Genomic DNA, 14,886 nt, shown 5'->3' with positions numbered 1-14,886 from the left:
TGGCCGGCCTGGCCATCGCCGAGCGGCAGATGGTGGCGATCCTGCAGGCCCTGGCCACCGGCGCGGAGCTGGTCCTGATGGACGAGCCGACCGCCTCGCTGGCCGAGGGCGAACGCCAGGTGGTCTTCGACGTCGTACGCCGGCTGTCCGCCCAGGGCACGGCCTTCCTGTACGTCTCGCACTTCCTGGACGAGGTGCTCTCCCTGACCGACCGCGTCACGGTGCTCCGCGACGGCACGGTCGTGGAGGAGGGCGCCACCGGCGACTACGACGAGGACCGCCTGGTCCAGGCGATCGTGGGCCGGGAGCTGCTGGCCGTCGAGCGGCGCAGCGCCGAGCCGGTCGCCGAGGACGCGCCGGTGCTGCTGTCGGTGCGCGGGCTCGGCTCGGCCACCGGCGTGCGCGAGGTGTCGTTCGAGGCCAGGGCGGGCGAGGTGATCGGGCTGGCCGGGCTGCTCGGCTCGGGCCGCTCGGAGATCCTGCACGCCGTCTACGGCGCCGACCCCCATGCGCGCGGGCACGTACTGGTCGAAGGCCGGCAGGTCCGCCGCACCCCGCGTGCCGCCGTGGCCGCCGGCATGGCGCTGGTGCCCGAGGACCGCGGCGCGCAGGGCCTGGTGAACACGTTCCCGATCTGGAAGAACATCTCGCTGCCGCACCTGACGTCCCTGTCGTCGGGCCGGTCGCTGCCACGCGAGCCCGCCGAGCACGAACGCGCCGAGCGGGCCATCGCCGACCTCGGCATCGTCTGCCCCGGCCCGGACGCCCTGCCGACCGAGCTGTCCGGCGGCAACGCGCAGAAGGTCGTGTTCGGCAAATGGTTGTACGGCGGCGCCCGCGTCTTCATGCTCGACGAGCCCACCGCGGGTGTGGACGTCGGGGCCAAGGCCGACATCCTCGAACTCGTCCGCAGGTTCGCCGCGGACGGAGGCGCGGTGCTCGTGGTCAGCAGCGAGTTCGAGGAGATCCTCGCGGTGGCGACCCGGGTGCTGGTCGTGCGCGAGGGCCGCATCGTCGCCGAACGGGCGGCACACGAGACATCCGAGGAGGAGTTGCTGATGCTGGCGAACGGATTCGGCGAGGGAGGTGCGCACGATGCCGCCTGAGAAGGGGCCGCCAGAGAAAGGGCCCGAGAATGGGCTCGGGAATGGGCTCGGGAATGGGCTCGGGAAGCGGTCTAGGTTCGCCACCGCGCTGCGGCCGGGCAACGCGGGCGTGGTCTACGCCCTCCTGCTGATCGTCGCCGTGCTGACCCTGCTGACGGCGCAGCTGGGCCGCCCGCCGTACCTGTCGGCGACGAACGTCATCAACATCCTCGACCAGTCCTCGCTGATCGCGATCCTCGCCGTGTTCACCACGGTGGTGCTGATCAGCGGGAACTTCGACCTGTCCGTCGCCTCGGTGGCGGCGTTCTCGGCGGCGACCGTGCTCAGCCTGGTGGCGCCGCTGGGCCTGCCGGCCGCGATGGCGATCGCGCTGGGCGCGGGGCTGCTGTGCGGCGCGGTGAACGGGCTGATCGTGCAGCTCGTCGGCATCAACGCCTTCATCGTCACGCTGGGCACGATGACCGCGGTGCGCGGGCTGGTGCTCATCCTGACCGACGGCCGCACGATCACCGCCGAGGACCCCGGCGCGCAGAGCTCGCTGATCGCCCTGCAGGCCGGCTACTGGACGGTTCCGCACGTCCTGGCCGTCCTCGGCGTGATCGCGGCGGCCGCCGGCGTGCTGGTGCTGCTGCGCCGCTCCCGCCGCGCCGGGATCATCACGATCGCGGCCGGCGCCGTGGCCATCGCGCTCAGCCCGCTGCTGGGCTTCGACCTGCGGCTGAGCAAGCCGACCTACTACCTCATCGTGATCGCCGCGATCACCTGGGCGGTGCTGCGCTACACGGTGATCGGCCGCCGCCTTTACGCGGTCGGCGCGAACGCCGAGGCCGCGCGCCTGTCCGGCATCAACGTCAGCCGCTACAAGATCGGCGCGTTCGTGCTGAACGGGCTCGGCTCCGGCTTCGTCGGCATCCTGTTCGCCGCCAAGCTGCTGGCCATCAACCCGACCGGCCTGCAGGGCACCGAGCTGACCGTGCTGGCCGCGGCCATCCTCGGCGGCACCTCGCTGTTCGGCGGCCTGGGCAGCGTGCTGAAGTCGGTGGTGGGGGCGCTCATCCTGTTCACCCTGGACAACGGCTTCAACGTGCTCAACCTCGGCGCCAACTACCAGGGCGTCATCGTCGGCACGGTCGTCGTGGTGGCCGCCGCGATCTACACGGTCGCGGGCCGGCAGAGACAGGTCAAACGGGTAAGGGAATCGACGAAACCGCAGGTACCAGTCAGACAGGAGGCGCTGAGATGAGAGGCGTCTGGCATTTCTCCTTCACCGTCGCCGACATCGACACGTCCGTGGCCTTCTACCGGGACCTGCTCGGCTTCACGCTGGTGCACGAGCAGGAGCAGGACAACGACTACACCAGGCGGCTCGTCGGCTATCCCGACGCCGTGCTGCGCGTCGCCCAGCTCGCCGTGCCCGGCCAGCCGCGCGGCGTCTCCAGCCACGACCTGGAGCTGGTCCAGTACGTACGCCCCCACGGCGAAGCCCGCGACCCCGCCCGCCACCTGCCCGGCGCCGCCCACCTCGCGCTCGCGGTCGAGGACGCCCGCGCCGAGCACACCCGGCTCGCGGCGGCCGGGGTGCGCTTCGTCAACCCGCCGGCCGAGATCACCGCGGGCGTGAACAAGGGCGGCTACGCCTGCTACTTCCTCGACCCGGACGAGATCACCCTGGAACTCGTCCAACCCCCCGCACGCTGACCACCGTCCTTCCCCATCCCGCCGTACAACGCTTTCGAAAGACGGGAGGCGCGAAGCGGGCGGAGGTCCTTTCCGAAGGGCGGCTGAGGTGTGACACCGCAGGTGCGGAAACGGGTTAGGTTGTGAACTCAAACGATTGATCTGCGAGGAGGGATTGGATGACCGTCATCGACGCCCACCAGCACTTCTGGAACCTGGAGACGGGTTCGTACCCGTGGCTGACTCCGGAGTCCGGGCCGATCTTCCGCACGTTCGAGCCGGAGGAGCTCATCCCCCAGCTCGCCGCGGCGGGCGTGGAGCGCACGGTCCTGGTGCAGTCGATGGACTCCTACGCCGACACCGACGCCATGCTCGCCCAGGCCGACGCCCACGACTTCATCGGCGCGGTGGTCGGCTGGGTGCCCCTGGACCGGCCTGAGGAGGCGGCGGGGGCGCTGGAGCGATACCGGCGGCATCCCGGGTTCGCCGGGGTCAGGCACCTCATCCACGACGATCCCGACCCCGACTGGGTGGTCAGGGACGCGGTGGTCGAGGGGCTGAGGCTGCTGGCGGCGGAGGAGGTGCCGTTCGACGTGGTGGCGGTGCTGCCCCGGCACCTGGAGCACGTGCCGACGCTGGCCGAGCGGGTGCCCGGGCTGCGGATGGTGATCGACCACCTGGCCAAGCCGCCCATCAAGGACAAGGGCTGGGAGCCCTGGGCGTCGCTGCTGGCCCGCGCGGCCGAGTGCCCGGGCGTGTACGCCAAGGTGTCGGGGCTGAACACCGCGGCCTCCGAGACGTGGACGGGCGAGGAGCTGCGGCCCTACGTGGAGCACGCGGTCGAGCTGTTCGGGCCGGGGCGGCTGATGTTCGGCGGTGACTGGCCGGTCGCGACGCTGGCCGGGGACTACGCCAAGGTGTGGCGCGAGACGCGGGTCGCGCTGTCCGGGCTGAGCGAGGCCGAGCGCGCGATGGTGCTCGGCGGCACCGCGGCCCACTTCTACGGCATTCAGGAGGATTCCTCGTGATCGACGTGTTCGCGCCCATCGCGGCCGCCGCCGACCTGGCCGTTCCGGCCGCGCACCGGCTGCCCGTCGCCGTCGTCGGCGCCGGGGCCATCGTGGACGTGGCCCACCTGCCCGCCTACCGGCAGGCCGGGCTGGAGATCACCGGGCTGTTCGATCTCGACGCCGGGCGCGCCGCCGAGGTGGCCGCCCGGCACGGGGTGCCCAGGACGTACGCCTCGCTGGAGGAGCTGCTGGCCGACGAGCGGGTCGCCGTCGTGGACATCGCCGTCGCGCCCGGGGCGCAGCCCGCGATCGCGCGGGCGGCGCTCGCGGCGGGCAAGCACCTGCTGTGCCAGAAGCCGTTCGCGCCCGACGTCGCCACCGGGCAGGCCCTGGTGGACCTGGCGGCGGCGAGCGGGCTCAAGGTCGCGGTCAACCAGCAGCTCCGCTTCGACGAGGGCATCGCCGCCGCCCGCGCCATGGTGCGCGAGGGATGGATCGGCGAGCCGACGGCGATGACGTTCACCGTCAACATCCTCACCGACTGGAGCGCGTGGGACTGGCTCGTCACCACCGACCGGCTGGAGATCGTCTACCACTCCATCCACTACCTCGACGCGATCCGCTCGATCCTCGGCGACCCGGAGACCGTCTTCTGCACCGGCAGCCGAACGCCGGGCCAGGTCGCCAAGGGCGAGACGCGCACGATGAGCACGCTCGTCTACCCCGGCGACGTGCGCGCGCTGGTGCACGCCACGCACGAGAACCGCACCGGCGACCAGGAGGCGTCCTTCCGCATCGACGGCAGCGAGGGCGCGATCAAGGGCACCCTCGGTCTCCTGTACGACTACCCGCACGGCCGCCCTGACACCCTGGAGGTCAACAGCCGGGTGCTGCCGACGGACGGCTGGCTGCCGTACCCGGTGACCGGGCGCTGGTTGCCCGACGCGGTGGCCGGGCCGATGGGCTCGCTGCTGCGGGCGATCGCCGAGGGCGGCGAGCCGGAGACCTCCGGCGCCGACAACCTCGGCACGCTGCGCCTGCTCGACGCGCTCTACCGTTCGATGGACAGCGGCGAGAGCCGGCGTCCAGGATCGTCCACATGATGCGCACCCGGGTGACGCTCGCCGACGTGGCCGCGATGGCGAGGGTGGATCGCGCCGTCGTCTCGCGCGTCGTCAACAAGGACCCGACGCTCAACATCCGGCCGGAGACGCGGGAGCGGGTGCTGGCGGCGATCGAGGAGCTCGGCTACCGGCCCAACGTGGCCGCGCGCAGCCTGCGCACCTCGCGGGCGCACATGTTCGGGCTGTTCATCCCCGACTTCGCCAACCCGGTCTACGCCGAGATCATCAAGGGCGCGGAGGCGGAGGCGGCCTCGCAGGGATACGTGCTGGTCACCGGGAGCGCGACCGGGGCGGGGCTGGGCGAGTACATGGACCGGATCGGGCAGGGCCGCATCGACGGGCTGCTGCTGGCCGGGGCCGCCGACGACTCGGCGCTGACCGCGCAGCTCGACCAGGCGGCCATCCCGTGGCTGATGCTCAACAACCGCAGCAGGGGCGTCAAGCGCTACGTCATCCTCGACGACCAGCGGGCCGCCGCGATCGCGGTGGAGCACCTCGTGCTTCTCGGCCATCGCCGCATCGCCCACCTCGCGGGCCCGTCGCGCGCCGACACGGCCGCGCGCAGGTCGGCCGGCTACTCGGCGGCGATGCGCGACGCGGGCCTGCCGGAGGGCCCGATCGTGGCGGCCGACTACACCCCGGCGGGCGGCGCGGCGGCCATGGCCCGGCTGCTGACGCCCTCTTCCGACGCCGCCGAGCCGCCGACGGCGGTGTTCGTGGCGAACGTGGCCTCGGCCATCGGCGCCATGCAGGCCGTGCGCGCGGCCGGGCTGGAGATCCCCCGCGACGTCTCCATCGTCGCCGTGCACGACCTGGAGCTGGCCAGCTACCTGCACCCGGCGCTCACCACGGTGCGGATGCCGCTGGCGGAGCTGGGCCGGCGCGGCGTGACGCTGCTGGGCAGCCTGAAGCCGGACGACACGGTGGCCGAGGTGCTGGCCGGGCCGATCGAGCTGATCCAGCGCAGCTCCACCGCTCCCCCCGGCCGATGAGTTCCGGCATGATCCGGTGTCCGTACATCGACACCCGATGGAGAGGCGGATCATGAGCAAGCTGCTGTATTCGGTCACCATGTCGGCGGACGGCTTCATCACCGGGCCGGGCGGCGACATGTCCTGGCTGACCCCCCATATCGGCCCGAACCCGCTGGTCGACGAGCTCATCGGCCGGATCGGCGCGCTGCTGGTGGGCAACCGCACCTACCGCGGCGACGACCCGCACCGGGGCACCGAGAAGGAGGGCAAGGCGTTCGGCGGCGGCTGGGAGGGGCCCCAGTTCGTGCTGACCCACCACATTCCGCAGACGTCGCAGCCGGACGTCGAGTTCGTCGGTGACCTCGCCACCGCCGTCACCGCGGCCAGGGCGGCGGCGGGCGACGCCTATGTCAACGTGCTCGGCGCCGACGTCGCCCGTCAGTGCCTGGAGGCGGGCGAGCTCGACGAGGTGCTCACGATCGTGGCGCCGGTGCTGCTCGGCGACGGCACCCGCCTCTTCGACCATCCGGGCGGGACGAACGTCAAGCTCGAACGGCTCAGCGTCGGTCAGGTGCCGCACGCCACGAACCTCTGGTATCGCGTGGCGGGCTGACCCCGGGCAGTGCCGGGCACCGGCCGGGCGCATGCGGTCCGGCCGGACAGGGGTGGCGCGGCGCAGCCTCCGACAGGGACGATGTTAGCGTTAACATCACGGTCGAAAGCGGCCATGAACGTATGGACGCTGACAGGTCGTGTCAAGGGCACGGCCGGGCGCGTCAGGCGTCGCCACAGCTCAGACGGCCTTCGCCGGGCACGCCTCGGATGTAAGTTTCACGCCTCGCCGCGACAGGGTTGACGGCCGGTAAAAGCCGCGCCTACATTGCCACCGACGCACGGCGCAGCGTCCGGCCCGATCCGAGGAGGACCCTTGCGCCGCCTATTCCGTCTCGTCGCCGCCTGCGCGGCAGCGCTCGCTCTCACGGGCGCCGCGCTGGCCTACCCCAATCCCGGCCGGGTGACCGGTGACGTCGTGGTGCACGACCCCACGATGATCCGCACGTCGTCCGGGTACGTGGTCTACTCCACCCACGGCTACCTGGAGGCCCGCACCTCCACCGACCGCGTCACCTTCACCCGTGCCGGGTCGGCGTTCCGTACGCCGCCGTCGTGGTGGCGTACGTACTCGTCGGGCAACGACCCGTGGGCACCCGACATTTCCCTGCAAGGTGGGAAATATCTGATGTACTACGCGGTCTCCAGCTTCGGCTCCAACAACTCCGCCATCGGCCTGGCCACCAGCTCGACCGGCCAGCCCGGCTCCTGGAGCGACCAGGGCGTCGTCTACGCGACCACGACGAGCAACGACCACAACGCCATCGACCCGAACCTCCTGGCCGACTCCTCCGGCCGGTGGTGGCTGAGTTTCGGCTCCTACTGGACCGGCATCCGCATGATCCGGCTCAACCCCTCGACCGGCAAGCGGCTCTCCTCCGACCAGACGCTCTACCACCTGGCCACCCGCCCCGACGCCCCGTACGCCGTCGAGGCGCCCGACATCGTCAAGCACGGCAACTACTACTACCTGTTCGCCTCCTACGACCGATGCTGCGCGGGCACCAGCAGCACGTACAAGATCAAGGTCGGCCGCTCCACCAGCCCCACCGGCCCGTACGCCGACCGCTCGGGCAAGTCCATGCTGAGCGGCGGCGGCACGCCGGTCCTGGAGACCCACGACCGCGTCATCGGACCCGGCGGCCAGAGCGTCATGTCCGACGTGGACGGTGACCTGCTCGTCTACCACTACTACGACGGCAACGACAACGGCACGCCCAAGCTCGGGCTCAACCTGCTCGGCTGGGACTCCGCCGGCTGGCCGTACGCGTACTAGAGGAGGAAGCTCTCGGAGGCCCGCCCGGGCACGATCGCCCGGGCGGCGGCCTGCGCGCTCGTGCCGGCGAGCGGCTGTTCGGGGGAGGTCGCGGCGAGCCGGGGGCCGCGCAGCAGCCAGCGCCACAGCGCCCCGAAGCAGGCGGTCGTAATGACAGTTCCCGGGAGCCCTCCCTGGCATGGCATTCTCGCAAGTTTCGGACGGCCGAATTTAGGCCATTGACATCCCCACAAAACGGACTTTAGCGTTGTGCGAAACGTTTCGACTCCAGAATCGGCCAGCCCACCCCCCGGAGCCTCATGACCTCGTTACGTGACGTGGCCGAGCGTGCCCAGGTCGCGGTCAGCACCGCGTCCGCCGCGCTCAACGGCACCCGGCCGGTGGCCGCGGCGACCAGGCTGCGCGTCGAGCGGGCCGCGGAAGAGCTCGGCTACCGGCCGAACCTGCTGGCCCGCGGTCTGCAGAGCAAGCGGACCCGCATCCTGGCCCTGCTGTTCCCCGCCCCGCACAGCGGGTTCGGGCCGACCGAGATGCAGTTCGCCACCGGCGCCGCCGAGGCGGCCCGCGAGCTGGGCCATCACCTGCTGCTCTCCCCCGAGCACGCCGACCCGATCGAGGAGCTGCGTCACCTGACCGGCCTGGGGCTGGTGGACGGCGTGCTGCTGATGGAGGTGCGGCTCGACGACGAGCGCGCACGGTTCCTCTCGGGCGCCGGGGTCCCGTTCGCGATGATCGGGCGGACCCGCGACCCCGCCGGGATCGACTACGCCGACATCGACTTCGCCGCCACCGCCGGGGACGCCGTGGCGCACGTGGCCGGACTCGGGCACCGCAAGCTGGCCTTCTTCAACCTGTCCGCCGGCACCTACGCGGCCCAGTACGGCCCGTCGATCCGGGCCGGGGCGGAGTTCGCCGCCGCCGCGCGCCAGGCCGGCATCGGGTACGTCGGCGACTTCCGTCCAGGCTCGGCGGAAGAGGGCGGCGAGGCGTTCGACCGGCTGCTGGCCGAGCACCCGGACGTGACCGCGCTGGCGGTGATGGACGACCACGCGGCGGTCGGCGTGATCGCGGCCGTGGCGCGGCGCGGCTGGCGCATACCCGAGGACCTGACGCTGCTGCTGGTGTTGTCCTCGGCGCGGGTGGCCGAGATGTTCCACCCCAGACTGACGACGCTGGAGCCGCCCAGCGCCGAACTGGGCCGGCTCGGCGCCCAGATGCTCATCGATCGGTTGCGGGGTGACGGGCCGCCGCGGCAGCGGCTCGTGCCCTGCCGGCTGGTGGCGGGGGACAGCTCCGCGCCGCCGCGTGAGGGGGTCACATCGTGAAGCTCGGCATGCACACACTCACCGAGGGGCGCGGGCTGCTGTTCGGCGGGGACTACAACCCGGAGCAGTGGCCGGAGGAGGTCTGGGCCGAGGACGCGGAGCTGATGCGCGCCGCCGGGGTCAACCTGGTCACGGTCGGCGTGTTCAGCTGGGCCAGGCTCGAACCCGAGCCGGGCAGGCTGGACTTCGGCTGGCTCGACCGGGTGCTCGACCTGATGGCCGCGAACGGGATCGCGGTGGACCTGGCCACCCCGACGGCCTCGCCGCCGCCCTGGCTGGGGCACCGGTGGCCGGAGACCCTGCCGGTGGACGAGGACGGGCACCGGCTCTGGTACGGCTCCCGCAACCAGTTCTGCCCCTCCTCCCCCGTCTACCGCGAGCGGGCCCTGGAGATCGTCACCGCCCTGGCCGACCGGTACGCCGGGCACCCGGCGCTGGCGCTGTGGCACGTGGGCAACGAACTGGGCGAGGTCTGCCACTGTGACGTCTCGGCCGCCGCGTTCCGTGCGTGGCTCCAGGAGCGTTACGGCGACCTGGGCACGCTCAACGAGGCGTGGGGCACCACGTTCTGGAGCCAGGGGTACGGCGACTGGGCCGAGATCGTGCCGCCGCGCCGCGCGCCGTACATCATCAACCCCTCCCAGCGCCTCGACTGGTGGCGCTTCTGCTCCGACGCCCTGCTCGGCCAGTTCCTTGCCGAGCGCGACGTGCTGCGGGCGCGCACGCCTGGCACGCCGGTCACGACGAACTTCATGGGCCTGTTCAAACGGCTGGACTACTGGTCGGTCGCCGCGGAGGAGGACGTGGTCGCCAACGACTGGTACCCGGAGCCGGGAAACCCGCTGACCCCGGCGAGGACGGCGCTGACCCACGACCTGATGCGCGGCCTGGCAGGAGGGCGGCCGTGGCTGCTGATGGAGCAGGCCACGAACGGGGTCAACTGGCGCCCGCACAACCTGCCCAAGCCGTCCGGGCAGTTCCGGCTGGAGTCGTTGCAGGCGGTGGCGCGGGGCGCGGACGGCCTGTGTTACTTCCAGTGGCGGGCCTCCCGCTTCGGCGCCGAGCGTTTCCACGCCGCGATGGTGCCGCACGCGGGCGCGGAGACGCGGCTGCACGCCGAGGTGCGCGCGCACGGGCAGGAGCTGCGCCGCCTGGCGGAGGTGACGGGCGAGCCGGTGCCGGCGCGGGTGGCGATGGTGTTCGGGTGGGAGAGCTGGTGGGCGCTGGAGGAGCGGGGGCGGCCCAGTGACCGGCTCAACGCCGTCGACCAGCTTCTCGACTACTACGTGCCGTTCTTCGAGCGCGGGGTGAGCGTGGACGTGGTGCCGCCGTCGGGGGATCTGTCCGCGTACGCGCTGGTGGTGGTGCCGAACCTGTTCCTGGTCGGTGACGAGGACGCGGCGGCGCTGACCGCGTACGTGCGGGCCGGCGGGGTGCTGGTGGTGGGGCCGTTCTCGGGGGTGGTGGACCCGTGGGCGCAGGTGCGTACCGGGAGGTTCCCGGCGCCGCTGCGCGAGGTGCTGGGCGCCTCCGGCGAGGAGTGGCTGCCCGCGCCGGAGGACCGGCCGGTGCGCTGCCGCTGGAGCGGCGGCCCAAAGATCGGCCCAAAGATCGGCGCGGAGATCGGCCCAGAGATCGGTGCGGAGTTCGGCGCGCGGGTCTGGACCGAGCTGCTCGAATCCGAGGGCGCCGAGGTGGTGGCCGAGTTCGCCGAGGGCGACCTGGCCGGGCGGCCCGCGGTGACGCGGCACCGTAGCGGCGAGGGTGTCGCCTGGTACGTGGCCACCATGCCCGAGCCCGCCGCCCTCGCCGAGCTGGCCGGAAAGGCGCTGGCCGACGCCGGGGTGAGCGGCGTGCTGCCAGGGCTGCCTGTGCTGCCCCGCGGCGTGGAGGCGGTGCGCCGCGGCGAGGTCCTGTTCCTGCTCAACCACGGCACGGAGAGCGCACGCGTGCCCATCCCCGAAGCGGCCGAGGACCTGCTGACCGGCTCGCCCGTGAAAGAGCACGTCACGCTGGCGCCCCGCGCGGTCGCCGCCCTGCGCCCCCTCGAGAACGGAGCGGCATGAAGTTCAAGGACGGCTACTGGCGGATGCGTCCCGGCGTCCGGGGCGACTACGCCACCGCGGCCCTCGACGTGACCGCGGACGACGGCGGGCTGCGCGTCCTCGCCCCGACGCGGCGGATCACCCGGCGCGGCGACACGATCGACGGCCCGGTCCTGCGGGTGGACCTGTCCTCGCCGATGCCGGAGGTGATCCGCGTCCGCACGGTGCACTTCGCCGGCGCGGTGCCGGACTCCCCCGTCTTCGAGGTGCGCGACGACCACCCGGACGTGAAGATCGCCGTGACCGCCGCGGAGGCGAGCCTGACCAGCGGCGACCTCACCGTACGGGTCGGCAGGGACGCCCCCTGGGACATGACCTTCACCGCCGGCGGCCGCGAGCTGACCCGCAGCGGCGGCAAGAGCCTGGGCGTCATGCACGACGCCGACGCCCGCCACTTCATGGTCGAGCAACTCCGGCTGAGCGCCGGCGAGCTCGTCTACGGCCTCGGCGAGCGCTTCGGCCCCCTCGTACGCAACGGCCAGTCGGTCGACATCTGGAACGAGGACGGCGGCACCAGCAGCGAGATCGCCTACAAGAACGTCCCCTTCTACCTCACCAACCGCGGCTACGGCGTGTTCGTGAACCACCCGGGGCGGGTGTCGTTCGAGGTCGGCTCGGAGAGCGTGTCGCGGGTGCAGTTCAGCGCCGAGGGCCACGACCTGGAGTACCTGATCATCCACGGGCCGTCCCCCGCCGCCATCCTGCGCCGCTACACCGCCCTGACCGGCCGTCCGGCGCTGCCCCCCGCCTGGTCGTTCGGGCTGTGGTTGTCCACCTCGTTCACCACCGACTACGACGAGGCCACGGTGACCTCGTTCGTGGACGGGATGGCCGGGCGGGACCTGCCGCTGAGCGTGTTCCACTTCGACTGCTTCTGGATGCGCCGCTTCCGGTGGTGCGACTTCGAGTGGGACCCGGAGGTCTTCCCCGACCCCGAGGGCATGCTGCGGCGGCTGAAGGAGCGCGGGCTGCGCGTCTGCCTGTGGATCAACCCCTACATCGGGCAGGCGTCGGCGCTGTTCGACGAGGGGGCCGCCGCCGGGCACCTGCTGCGCAGGCCGGACGGCACGGTCTGGCAGGATGATCACTGGCAGGCCGGCCGTGCGCTGGTGGACTTCACCTCGCCGGCCGCCCGCGAATGGTATGCGGGCAAGCTGCGAGGGCTGCTCGACATGGGGGTGGACGCGTTCAAGACCGACTTCGGCGAGCGTATCCCGACCGACGTCGTCTACGCCGACGGCTCCGACCCCGAGCGGATGCACAACTACTACAGCCTGATCTACAACCAGACCGTGCACGACGTGCTGGCCGAGCGGGGCGAGGCCGTGTTGTTCGCGCGCTCGGCCACGGTGGGCGGGCAGCGGCTGCCGGTGCACTGGGGCGGCGACTGCGAGTCCACGTTCGAGGCCATGGCCGAGTCGCTGCGCGGCGGGCTGTCGCTGGGGCTGGGCGGGTTCGGGTTCTGGAGCCACGACATCGGCGGGTTCGAGGGCCGGCCCGACCCGGCGGTGTTCAAGCGGTGGGTGGCCTTCGGGCTGCTGTCGTCGCACAGCCGGTTGCACGGGAGCGGCTCGTACCGGGTGCCGTGGTTGTTCGACGAGGAGTCCGTGACGGTGCTGCGGTCGTTCACGCGGCTGAAGGCGCGGCTCATGCCCTACCTGTACGCCGCCGCCGTCCAGGCCGCCGCCGAAGGGCTGCCGATGATGCGGGCGATGCACCTGGAGTTCCCCGGGGACCGGGCCTGCGACCACCTGGACGCCCAGTACCTGCTCGGCCCGGACCTCCTCGTCGCGCCCGTGCTGTCGGCGGATGGTGAAATTTCGTACTACGTGCCTGAGGGGGTGTGGACGCGGCTGCTCGACGGGGAGCGGGTGACCGGGCCTGGCTGGCGTACCGAGCGGCACGGTTTCGACAGCCTGCCGCTGCTGGTCAGACCGGGCGCCGTGATCGCCACCGGCGCCCGCGACGACCGTCCCGACTACGACTACGCCGACGGCGTCACCCTCGACGCCTACGAACTCCCCGACGGCTCCGCCACGACCGTCACCGTGCCCGCCCTCGACGGCCGCGCCGCTGCCGTGTTCGAGGTGTCACGCGACGGCGACCGCGTACACGGCCGCCGCCTTGAAGGCGCCCCCGCCCCCTGGAACCTGCGCCACGCCGGCACCCTCGCCGCCGCGGCGCCGGAGATCGACCACATCGAGATCATCCTCAGCGCCAAGGAGTGACATGCCTGCCTTCCCCGAGACCTTCCTGTGGGGCACCGCCACCGCCGCCTACCAGGTAGAAGGGGCCTGGAACGAGGACGGCCGCGGCCCGTCGATCTGGGACACCTTCTCCCACACCCCTGGCCTGGTCACGGGTGGCGACACCGGCGACGTGGCCTGCGACCACTACCACCGGCTGGAGGAGGACCTCGACCACCTGGCCGCGCTGGGCGTCGGCGCCTACCGCTTCTCCATCTCCTGGCCGCGCGTGCAGCCGGGCGGGCGCGGCCCGGTCAACGGGCCGGGCCTGGACTTCTACCAGCGGCTGGTGGACGGCCTGCTGGCCAGGGACATCGCCCCCGTGGGCACGCTCTACCACTGGGACCTGCCGCAGGAGCTGGAGGACGCGGGCGGCTGGCCGAACCGCGACACCGCGCGGCGCTTCGCCGAGTACGCCCGGCTCATGGGCGAGGCGCTCGGCGACCGCGTCCGCACCTGGATCACGCTGAACGAGCCGTGGTGCTCGGCCTACCTCGGCTACGCCTCCGGCGTGCACGCCCCCGCCAGGACCGAGCCCGCCGCCGCCCTGGCCGCCCTGCACCACCTGAACCTGGGCCACGGCCTGGCCGTCCAGGCGCTGCGCTCGACCGCCGCCAAGGGCGCGCAGATGTCGGTCACGCTCAACCTGCACCACGTGCGCGGCGTGTCCGAGCGCGACGCCGACGCGGTGCGGCGCGCGGACGGGCTGGCCAACCGGGCCTTCCTCGGCCCGATGCTGGAGGGCGCCTACCCGCGCGACCTGATCGCCGACACCGCCTCGGTGACCGACTGGTCGTTCGTGCGCGACGGCGACGAGGCCACCGCCTGCCAGCCGCTGGACGTGCTGGGGGTCAACTACTACAACCCCACCCTGGTACGCCAGTGGGACGGCGACGGCGCCAGGGAGACCGCCGACGGGCACCAGGACGGGGCCACCTCGCCGTGGATCGCCTGCGAGGACATCGAGTTCGTCAAGCAGCCGGGGCCGTACACCGAGATGGGCTGGAACATCGACGAGACCGGTCTGACCGAGCTGCTGCTGCGCCTGCACCGCGACTACCCGGACCTGCCCACCATGATCACCGAGAACGGCGCGGCCTTCCCCGACCAGGTCTCCCCCGACGGCCGCGTCCGCGACCTGGACCGCGTCGACTACCTGCACCGCCACCTGTCGGCCGTGAACGAGGCGATCACGGCCGGGGCGGACGTGCGCGGCTACTTCGTGTGGTCGCTGATGGACAACTTCGAGTGGGCGCACGGCTACGCCAAGCGGTTCGGCATCCTGCGCGTGGACCGCGAGACGATGGAGCGCACCTGGAAGGACAGCGCCCACTGGTACCGCGACGTGGTGGCCGCGGGCAAGCTGCCCTCCTAGACGAGTAAGTCCGATCTCCGGTCAGTGGTCGTAGGCGGTCAGTGACCGGGTGATTG

Annotated in this window: 13 protein-coding genes; 12 read left to right on the top strand and 1 reads right to left on the bottom strand. The window is 72.2% G+C overall.

Annotated features, from left to right (window positions below):
• From ACFPZ3_RS49725 to ACFPZ3_RS49690, 8 genes are all read left to right on the top strand, one after another.
• On the top strand, positions 1-1,106 hold a 1,106-nt coding region (locus ACFPZ3_RS49725; protein ID WP_379521441.1), incomplete at its 5' end, for a sugar ABC transporter ATP-binding protein.
• Positions 1,096-2,349, top strand: coding sequence for an ABC transporter permease (locus ACFPZ3_RS49720; protein WP_379521440.1), 1,254 nt, complete (start codon positions 1,096-1,098; stop codon positions 2,347-2,349). The genes ACFPZ3_RS49725 and ACFPZ3_RS49720, both read left to right, overlap by 11 nt.
• Positions 2,346-2,804 carry a VOC family protein gene (locus ACFPZ3_RS49715; RefSeq protein ID WP_379521439.1) on the top strand — a complete coding sequence of 153 codons (459 nt, stop codon included), beginning with the start codon at positions 2,346-2,348 and terminating at the stop codon, positions 2,802-2,804. The genes ACFPZ3_RS49720 and ACFPZ3_RS49715 overlap by 4 nt, the downstream gene beginning before the upstream one ends.
• A 158-nt stretch (positions 2,805-2,962) precedes the next feature.
• Complete coding sequence (locus ACFPZ3_RS49710) at positions 2,963-3,811, top strand: amidohydrolase family protein (protein WP_379521438.1); 849 nt, start codon at positions 2,963-2,965, stop codon at positions 3,809-3,811.
• Entirely contained in the window at positions 3,808-4,896 is a 1,089-nt protein-coding gene (locus ACFPZ3_RS49705) for a Gfo/Idh/MocA family protein (RefSeq protein WP_379521437.1), read from the top strand. The genes ACFPZ3_RS49710 and ACFPZ3_RS49705 overlap by 4 nt, the downstream gene beginning before the upstream one ends.
• Entirely contained in the window at positions 4,893-5,909 is a 1,017-nt protein-coding gene (locus tag ACFPZ3_RS49700; RefSeq protein ID WP_379521436.1) for a LacI family DNA-binding transcriptional regulator, read from the top strand. Before ACFPZ3_RS49705 ends, ACFPZ3_RS49700 begins: the two co-directional genes overlap by 4 nt.
• A gap of 52 nt (positions 5,910-5,961) precedes the next feature.
• The gene (locus tag ACFPZ3_RS49695) at positions 5,962-6,504 is read left to right on the top strand and encodes a dihydrofolate reductase family protein (RefSeq protein ID WP_379521435.1); all 543 of its coding nucleotides are present in this window, start codon (positions 5,962-5,964) and stop codon (positions 6,502-6,504) included.
• A 315-nt stretch (positions 6,505-6,819) separates the two neighbouring features.
• Positions 6,820-7,779 (top strand): arabinan endo-1,5-alpha-L-arabinosidase, encoded by a 960-nt coding sequence (locus ACFPZ3_RS49690; RefSeq protein WP_379521434.1) that lies wholly within the window; start codon positions 6,820-6,822, stop codon positions 7,777-7,779.
• Here ACFPZ3_RS49690 and ACFPZ3_RS49685 read toward each other — a convergent pair.
• The gene (locus tag ACFPZ3_RS49685) at positions 7,776-7,964 is read right to left on the bottom strand and encodes a hypothetical protein (RefSeq protein WP_379521433.1); all 189 of its coding nucleotides are present in this window, start codon (positions 7,962-7,964) and stop codon (positions 7,776-7,778) included. The genes ACFPZ3_RS49690 and ACFPZ3_RS49685 overlap by 4 nt on opposite strands.
• A gap of 114 nt (positions 7,965-8,078) precedes the next feature.
• On the opposite strand from ACFPZ3_RS49685, the gene ACFPZ3_RS49680 reads away from it, so the two are divergent.
• Genes ACFPZ3_RS49680 through ACFPZ3_RS49665 form a run of 4 tightly spaced genes read left to right on the top strand, consistent with a single transcriptional unit; the run spans position 8,079 to position 14,830 of the window.
• Positions 8,079-9,104, top strand: a complete 1,026-nt coding sequence (locus tag ACFPZ3_RS49680) for a LacI family DNA-binding transcriptional regulator (protein ID WP_379521432.1) — start codon at positions 8,079-8,081, stop codon at positions 9,102-9,104.
• A gap of 8 nt (positions 9,105-9,112) precedes the next feature.
• Positions 9,113-11,170, top strand: coding sequence for a beta-galactosidase (locus tag ACFPZ3_RS49675; RefSeq protein WP_379521431.1), 2,058 nt, complete (start codon positions 9,113-9,115; stop codon positions 11,168-11,170).
• Positions 11,167-13,437 carry an alpha-xylosidase gene (gene yicI, locus ACFPZ3_RS49670; protein WP_379521430.1) on the top strand — a complete coding sequence of 757 codons (2,271 nt, stop codon included), beginning with the start codon at positions 11,167-11,169 and terminating at the stop codon, positions 13,435-13,437. Before ACFPZ3_RS49675 ends, yicI begins: the two co-directional genes overlap by 4 nt.
• A 1-nt stretch (position 13,438) precedes the next feature.
• On the top strand, positions 13,439-14,830 hold the full coding sequence (locus tag ACFPZ3_RS49665; protein WP_379521429.1) for a GH1 family beta-glucosidase: 1,392 nt from the start codon (positions 13,439-13,441) through the stop codon (positions 14,828-14,830).
• The last annotated feature ends 56 nt before the right edge of the window (positions 14,831-14,886 follow it).

The organism is Nonomuraea insulae, from assembly GCF_042656245.1.
Note: the sequence above shows the minus strand (reverse complement) of the source record. Positions and strands in the feature narration are given on the sequence as shown.

What these genes read in the sequence shown, in the direction of transcription:
- yicI (WP_379521430.1), top strand. Translation starts at nt 11,167, where the DNA reads ATGAAGTTCAAGGACGGCTACTGGCGGATGCGTCCCGGCGTCCGGGGC.
- ACFPZ3_RS49675 (WP_379521431.1), top strand. Translation starts at nt 9,113, where the DNA reads ATGCACACACTCACCGAGGGGCGCGGGCTGCTGTTCGGCGGGGACTAC.
- ACFPZ3_RS49695 (WP_379521435.1), top strand. Translation starts at nt 5,962, where the DNA reads ATGAGCAAGCTGCTGTATTCGGTCACCATGTCGGCGGACGGCTTCATC.
- ACFPZ3_RS49665 (WP_379521429.1), top strand. Translation starts at nt 13,439, where the DNA reads ATGCCTGCCTTCCCCGAGACCTTCCTGTGGGGCACCGCCACCGCCGCC.
- ACFPZ3_RS49710 (WP_379521438.1), top strand. Translation starts at nt 2,963, where the DNA reads ATGACCGTCATCGACGCCCACCAGCACTTCTGGAACCTGGAGACGGGT.
- ACFPZ3_RS49685 (WP_379521433.1), bottom strand. Translation starts at nt 7,964, where the DNA reads ATGCCATGCCAGGGAGGGCTCCCGGGAACTGTCATTACGACCGCCTGC.
- ACFPZ3_RS49715 (WP_379521439.1), top strand. Translation starts at nt 2,346, where the DNA reads ATGAGAGGCGTCTGGCATTTCTCCTTCACCGTCGCCGACATCGACACG.
- ACFPZ3_RS49680 (WP_379521432.1), top strand. Translation starts at nt 8,079, where the DNA reads ATGACCTCGTTACGTGACGTGGCCGAGCGTGCCCAGGTCGCGGTCAGC.
- ACFPZ3_RS49700 (WP_379521436.1), top strand. Translation starts at nt 4,893, where the DNA reads ATGATGCGCACCCGGGTGACGCTCGCCGACGTGGCCGCGATGGCGAGG.
- ACFPZ3_RS49720 (WP_379521440.1), top strand. Translation starts at nt 1,096, where the DNA reads ATGCCGCCTGAGAAGGGGCCGCCAGAGAAAGGGCCCGAGAATGGGCTC.